Source organism: Protofrankia sp. CiP1_Cm_nod4, from assembly GCF_982290645.1.
This window is the reverse complement of the sequence record NZ_CEVIVC010000043.1, coordinates 924-8,485: the sequence shown is the minus strand read 5'-3', so window position 1 is coordinate 8,485 and position 7,562 is coordinate 924. Positions and strand designations below refer to the sequence as shown.

Here is a 7,562-nt window from a genome sequence, read left to right as displayed (position 1 = left end):
GCCGGCCGGGTGACCGGGGCTGATCCACCGAGATGGGCAGCGGCACGGCATGACCAGCCGGTGTCAGCGACGGAAGCTGTTCCCCGGCCGTCGGAAACGGACCGTGGTCGTACAGCTCCGATGGCGGGATGTGGCCGAGCGCGCCCGACGGCAGGGCGGCCTCCGCGCCCGCGAGCGCGGCCGGGGGGAGCGCCGACGCGCGGTCGGCGGCGGCCAGGTAGCTCAGGATGACCTCGCGCTGCGCGGCGACCAGCTCACGGGTCGTCCGCAGGAACTCGATCACGGCGGCGTCGGCGTTCCCCACCGACGGTGGGACGATCACCGTCGGCAGCTCCGTCGCCCCGGGGGACGCGGCCCACGACGGCGCTTCGGGGGCCGGCAGGCGGGACAGCTCGTCCGCCGGGACCAGCCCGCCGGGCAGGTGACGGCCGTCGGACGTCCGCACCAGGTGGCCGTCGACGAGCCAGCCGGGCCGGCGCGGGCAGTTCGCGGCCGAGACCACCTGGGCGTCACGCCCGGTGAACAGGGGCGCGGTGTCCACGGCGGCCCCGGCGGCCGCCAGCTCCGCCAGCGCGAGCAGGAGCCGGCGCAGCCCGTGTTCGCCGGGGACGTCCGTGGCGACGGCCGTGTGCGGCCGGCCGTGCAGGATCCGGCTGACGAGCCCGGTGAGGACCCGGCCCGGCCCGGCCTCCACGAAGATCCGTACGCCGGCGGCGTACATCGCCTCGATCTGTTCGACGAAGCGGACGGGCTGGGCGACCTGGCCGGCGAGGGTCCGCCGGACCGCGTCGGCGGTGTCCGGGTACGGCAGCGCGGTCGTGTTGGACCAGACCGGCCGTGACGGCGGGGCGATCGCGACCCTGTCCAGGTCGGCGGCGAACGTCCCGGCCGCGGCCGCGACCACCGGGCTGTGGAACGCGCACGCCACCGGGATCCGTCTGGCGGTGAGCCCTTCGGCCGCCAGCACCCGCACCGCGGCCTCCACCGCGGGGGTCGGACCGGAGATCACGGCCTGTTCCGGCGCGTTGTGGTTGGCGATCACGACATCGCCCGGGCCCGCCGGGCCGCCGGCCGGGCCCGCCGCGGCCGCCTCCAGCACCTCCCGCACCCGACGCGCCGGGGCGGCCACCGCCGCCATCGTGCCGGGGTCAGCCAGGCCGGGGTCAGCCAGGCCAGGATCAGCCGTGACGGGATCGATGCCGCCACTAGCGATAGCGGATCCGCCACTAGCGATAGCGAGGCCGCTGCTGGCGGTAGCGGGGCCGGTGCCGGCGGTATGGCCGGCGAGGGCGCCGGTTGCGAGAGCGCCGGGGGGATCAGCGGGAGCGGCGGTTACGGAGACCGCGGCGAAGGCGCCGGCGGCGCCCAGGATGGCGTCCGCTCTGGCTTCGCTGAGCGGCAGCAGATCGTCGATGTCGACGGCCCCGGCCGCACACAGGGCGACCAGCTCACCGTAGCTGTGGCCACCGAGGTGGTCGGGGCGCACGCCGAGGCCGGTGAGGATCTCGTGCATGGCGAGGCCGGCGATCCCGAGAACCGGCTGCGCCGTCCGGGTGTCGGTGATCGCGGCCTGCTGGGCGTCGGTGTCCGCCCGGCTGAACGCGGCCGGCGGGAACATCGCAGGCACCCACTTCTCCCCGCGTTCGAGCAGGTGCCGCAGCCGCGGGAAGGCCACGAACAGCTCCGCCAGCATCCCGGGCCGCTGGCTGCCCTGCCCCGGGAACAGGAAGGCGGTCTTCCCTTCCGCCGCCTCTCCTTCCGTTTCTCCTGTCCCGGCCGGCGTGGCGCGGCCGGTCCTGGCCCGGCCCGGCCTCCCCTGAGCGCCGCCGGCGACGAAGATCCCGGCCTTCGGGTCGTGGGTGAACGCACGGGCCCGTCTCACCAGGTCGGCGAGCTCGTCCAGGCTGGTCGCGACGAACGCCACCCGCACCGCCCCGCCGCGCTTGACCGCCACCGTCGCGGCCAGGTCGCGCAGCTTCCAGGGCCGCCCGGCGCCGTCGTTGACGCGGATCAGCTCGGTGAGCCGGTCCAGGGTGCGGCCGGCGGCCGCCTGGTCGGTGCCGCGGATGACGAACAGCTCGGCGGGCCAGGCGTCCAGCCCGTGGGTGGGTTCGGGGGCACCGTCGTAGGCGGAGAGCACCACGTGGAAGTTGGTCCCGCCGAAGCCGAACGCGGACACCCCGGCGTGCCGCCGCGACGCCGGCACCGCCCACGGCCGGGCGGCGGTGTCGAAGAAGAACGGGCTGGTCGCGGCGTCCCAGGACGGGTTCGGCCGGGTGATGTTGGACGTCGGGGGGCGCACCCCGGCCGCCAGCGCCCGCACTGTCTTGATCAGACCGGCCAGCCCGGCGGCGCACTTGGTGTGCCCGATCTGGGATTTCACCGAGCCGACGGCGCAGCCGCCCCGCCGCGCGCCGTGGCCGGCGAACACCTCGGTGAGGCTGGCGAGCTCCGTGCTGTCGCCGACGACCGTGCCGGTGGCGTGCGCCTCGACCAGGCCGACGTCGGCCGGGGAGATCCCGGCGCGCGCGTACGCCCGTTCCATCGCCAGCACCTGCCCGGCCCGGCTCGGCGCGGTCATGCCCAGCGCCCGGCCGTCGCTCGACCCGGCCACCGCTCTGATCACCGCGTGGACGCGGTCGCCGTCGCGTTCGGCGTCGGCGAGCCGCTTGAGGACGACGACGGCCACCCCCTCCCCCAGGCAGATGCCGTCGGCGGCCGCGTCGAAGCTGCGGGACCGGCCGGTCGGTGACAGAGCGTGGACGGATGCGAACAGCATGAAGTCGTGGATGCTGTTGTGCGTGTCCACGCCGCCGCAGAGCACCAGGTCCGAGGTGCCGCCGCCCAGCTCCTTGCAGGCGGCGTCCAGCGCCGCCAGCGAGGACGCGCATGCCGCGTCGACCGTGTAGTTCACACCACCGAGATCGAAACGGTTGGCGACCCGCCCGGCGATGACGTTCGCGAGCATTCCGGGGAAGGAGTCCTCGTCCAGTGTCGGCAGGCGTACGTCCAGGGCGGGCGGGACCGGCCCGAAGAAGGCCGGGTAGGCCGAGCGGAAACCATGGGCGGCGGCGAGATCCGCGCCGGACTCGGCGCCGAAGACCACCGACGTGCGCGACCGGTCGAACGGCCGGTTGTCGTAGCCGGCGTCACGCAGGGCCCGCGCGGTCACCTCGAGGGCGAGCAGCTGCCCGGGCTCTATGCTGCTCAGCGACTTCGGCGGGATGCCGAAGCGCAGCGCGTCGAACGGGACCGGCGGGAGGAACCCGCCCCACCTGGACGGCACCCGCCCGCCGCCCCGCCCGTGATCCGGGCCGGGGGCCTGCCCGCCGGAGGCCTGCCCGCCGGGGGCATCCTGGCCGGGAGCCCGGCCGGGGGCGTGGTAGAGATCCGCGTCCCAGCGGCCGCGCGGCACCTCGGTGACCGCGTCGACGCCCCCGACCACGTTGGCCCAGTACTCGGCGGTGTCGGCGGCGCCCGGGAACACGCAGGCCATGCCGACGACGGCCACGTCCAGCGGCCGGGCGGCCTCGCGGCGGCGGCCGCGCCCCCGTGCCCTGGCTCCCGCCCGCGCCCGGGTGCCCGCCCGCGTCGCGGCATCCGGCCGGGCCGGCTGCCCGGGCACCGGGCCGACGCCGGTGTCAACGCCGACATCGGTGTCACCGTCGACGTTGACGTCGGTCTCGGGATCGATGCCGAGGGCGACGAGACGGTCGGCCAGCGCCTGGGTGGCGCCCTCGCTCACCTGGGCGTGCAGGGCCGCCACCGTGGTCGGCTCCGACCGCAGCGCCGCCACCTGGCCGATCATGAACATACCGTCGTTACGCTGGGTGTCCTCGTCGACGGGCACCAGCCGGCCCTGGCCGCGGCGCAGGCCCTTGCTCGCGATCCGTGACCGGCCGAGGTTGAACCGTTCCAGCTCCTCCCACACCTGCGCGGGGACGAGCCCCTGAGCGAGCAGCTCGGCCCGCCGTCCGGCGAAAGCGGTGACGAAGGGTGACCGAACGACGCGGGTGGCGTGCCCCGGCGAGGTCTCCAGCAGGACGGTGCCGCCGCAGTCCAGCGCCGTCCGCTGGAAACCGGGCAGGATCGCGCCGGAGGTGACCGCCTCGGCGGTGAACAGGTACGCGGTGCCCATCAGCACCCCGATCCGGGCGCCGCGGGCGGCCAGGGGCGCGGCGGCCGCCGCGACCATCGCCGCGGACCGCTCGTCGTGCACACCGCCGGCGAACAGCACGTGCAGGCCCGCGAAGAACGCCCCGGCCGCGGACCGGCCGCTGGCGACGGACACCTGCTCGCCGTACGCCAGCAGCTCGGTAATCTGCCCCTCCCACAGCGGGAAGCTGGCCCGTGGGCCCACATGGCCGCCGCACTCGCGTCCCTCGAAGACGAACCTGCGGGCCCCGGCGGCGAGAAACCGGCCGAGCAGCCCCGGCGAGGGCACATGCAGGAAGGTGTCGACGCCGGCGGCCTGCAGGGACGCCGCCTGGGACGGGCGCCCGCCGGCGATCAGCGCGCAGGGCGGGCGGATCTCCCCGACGGCCTCGAGCTGGGCCGAGCGGATCTCCGGCGGGGCGAAGCCGAGGATCCCCACCCCCCATGGCGCGTCCCCGAGCAGGTCGCGGGTCTGCCTGAGCAGGGCACGGGCCTCGTCGCCGCCCATCAGGGCCAGCGCCAGGAACGGCAGGCCACCGCCGTCGGCCACCGCCCGGGCGAACTCGGCCCGGTCGCTGACCCGCGTCATCGGTCCCTGCGCGACCGGGACGCGCAGGCCCCGGTCGGCGGCGAAGGGCGCGCCCGGGGCGAGCGGGGCGAGCCGGACCGCGGCGGCGAGCTGGGCCTCGATGGCGTCCCGGACCGCTGTGACAACGCCGCTGGCGGTGACGTACCGGTCGGCCAGCGGCGCGGCGAAGGCGCCGTCCTGGCCGATGGGGAGGAACTGTTCACGCAGGTCACGGGCACCGAGACGGTGCGCGACCGCGTCTTCGTCGAGCCCTTCGTCCGCCTGCTGGCCGGCGAGCCCGGCGACCGGCAGGTCGGGGCGGACGTACACCCGGTGCCCGGCGAGGAGCGTGGTCTCGCTGCCGTCCATGCCCCGGATGGCAGCGGCGACCTCGGCCGGCAGCTCCATCTCCCGGACGAGCGCGAGCTGGGCGTCGAGCACGACACCGGCCGCCCCCGCGGCAACGGCGGCGGCGGCGGTGTGCGGCCCCAGCCCGCCGGCGGCCCACACCGGCAGGTCCAGGCCGTCGGCGGCGAACAGGTGCTGGAGCAGGGTGAACGTGGTCAGGTCGCCGACCCGGCCGCCGGCCTCGCCGCCCCGGGCGATCAGGCCGTCGGCACCGGCCGCGGCCGCCGCCCGCGCCTGCGCGACCGAGGTGACCTCGATGAGGACGCGCCGACGCCCGCCCGCCGACGCCGCCTCCACGTCCCACTCGCTGTCCCGCTCGACGTTCCGCTCGACGTTCCGCTCGCTGTCCCGCTCACCGCGGGCCGGGCCGGTGGCGAGGATGACGGTGTCCACCTCGGGCGGCAGCTCCCGCGGGCTGGTGGCGCAGCCGACGGGCACCCGTACCCCGAACGGGCCGCGCGACCAGCGGGCGGCGTCCGCGAGCGCGGCGCGTGCGGCGGCGGCATCCCGCCCCAGGTCGAGAACGCCGAGGCCGCCGGCCCGGGCCACCGCGGCCGTCAGGCGCGCGTCAGGCTCGGTGAAGGGAGTGACCGCGACGACGAGGTCCCGTGACGGCCCGGGGACCCGCGCCGCCCCGGCCCGCGGCACCCCGGGGCCGCGGGCCTGCGGGTTACGGTGCGTGCTGGTGCTCATGGGTGGTCCCTCCTGACCGGGCCGCGGGCGGCCGGCCCGGTACCTGCCGGCCCGGTACCTGCCGGCGCGGCTGCCGGTATCCAGGTGCGCGGCCACAGCGACGATCGCCTGTCGGCCCGCCGGCCGGCTGGTGGCCGGCGGGCCGGCGGCCACGGGCGTGCCGCGGCCGACACGCCGAGGAGCCCGGGAGCCGAACCGTATACATGCACAAAGAAACAACTATGACACATTATATTCACAATAATGCGCCAGAAAAAGCAACCAAAAATCACGCGACTCACAACGACGACAGTTTTCAAGGTCGACATCATTTCCCAGCAGATCGTTGGCCGACGGTCCATGACGGACACCAACGGCGATCGACACCGGTTCACCGAGATCGGCACTTGCGGGTGCCGGACCAGCTCCTTCCCCGGACAGGCAGGACATGGGCGCGGACACCGTGCCACCGGATGCGTGTCGGAAATTTTAGCCCCCCGGGAAAACCGGCCGGCGGGACCCACCGGCCGGGCAACACGGAGGAAACCGGACGCGGACACAGCGCAGCTATCCATACACGGAAGGGCAGGTACGGTGACCGCTTTCGGGACGTCCGGTTTCGTCGGGCCCGGCCATCCGCGCCCCGCCGCCGATGCCGCCGACGATGCCGCCGCCGTAGATGCCGTAGATGCCGCCGGCAATCCGCTGGCAAAGGCGTCCGCACGGCGTTCCCGCGACCGGTCGTCCCCGGTACGGATCGTCCTTGTATCCGAATCCGGCCGAAGCGCGGGAGGATGTGAGAAAACGCACCCGGCAACCGGTGTAGCCGGCCATGCGGTGGCCCGCCGCGTAGCCGGCCCGGGTCCCGCACGGCCACGCGGGACGGCACCGGCCACGGCCATCCGGGCGATCCCCGGCTCAGACCGGGGCGTGCAGGTCACGGCTCTCGACGATCGCCCCGTCCGAGACCACCAGATGGTCGAAGGAGCCCTCGGACTCCGCGATCCAGAACGCCCCGCCGAGCGTTATCGGGTCCAGGTTGTGCCGCTGGGAGGCCCGGAACCGGCGGCGGCGCACTAGCACGACCCGCAGCGGCCCGCGGCCGCCGAGCAGCGATCCCCACACGACGGTGAAGACCACCGGCGGATGCCGCCCGTCCACCGCCGTGGTGCCTTCCTCCCAGCCGAGAATCGGCGTCCGGTCGAGCGGCTGGTCAAGGCGGGTGGTGGAATCGTCGGCGGACTTCAGCCGCCAGTGCAGAAGGCCCACCGGCGAACTCACCAGTTCGACTTCCACACCGGAAAGCGGCAGTTTTATCCGGTCGTACACCTGGTCCATCGCGTCACCCCCGGCCGCGTCACCCCGGACCGGTCGAGGCCGCCGGTCCCACGCCGCAGACGACATCGCCCACCCCACCATCGGATGCCGTCGCCCAGCGCCGCGAGGACAAAGATCTGTCAGCGGCCACGGGTAGCGCATCCTCCCCACGGGGTGAGAGGAAGATGAATTAGATCATATCAGTTCACAGCATGTGCCACAGCGGCCGGCACGGCGACACGACCGGCACGGATACGGCGACGCCAGTCACCCGGTAATCGCACGCCGGATATATCCCGACCATACGTCGATCATATTTCCACCACATACTTCCGGCATATTTCCAGTGTACTTCCGGCATACTTCCAACGATATTTTCGGCATATCTCCAACGACCGGACCGGCCCATCGGGACAGCGGCCACGGCCGACCACGACCACGA

General features: G+C 74.5%; 3 protein-coding genes. All 3 read right to left on the bottom strand.

The annotated features are described in order from the left end of the window. Positions 1-5,824: beta-ketoacyl synthase N-terminal-like domain-containing protein (locus tag AC5LSR_RS10680; RefSeq protein ID WP_493468398.1), on the bottom strand; the 5,824-nt coding region annotated here is incomplete at its 3' end. A gap of 546 nt (positions 5,825-6,370) precedes the next feature. After that, positions 6,371-6,637, bottom strand: coding sequence for a hypothetical protein (locus tag AC5LSR_RS10675; protein WP_250287507.1), 267 nt, complete (start codon positions 6,635-6,637; stop codon positions 6,371-6,373). 84 nt (positions 6,638-6,721) lie between these two features. Continuing rightward, a complete protein-coding gene (locus AC5LSR_RS10670; RefSeq protein ID WP_250290393.1) occupies positions 6,722-7,141 on the bottom strand; it encodes a hypothetical protein in 420 nt (139 codons plus the stop codon). Positions 7,142-7,562 lie beyond the last annotated feature (421 nt).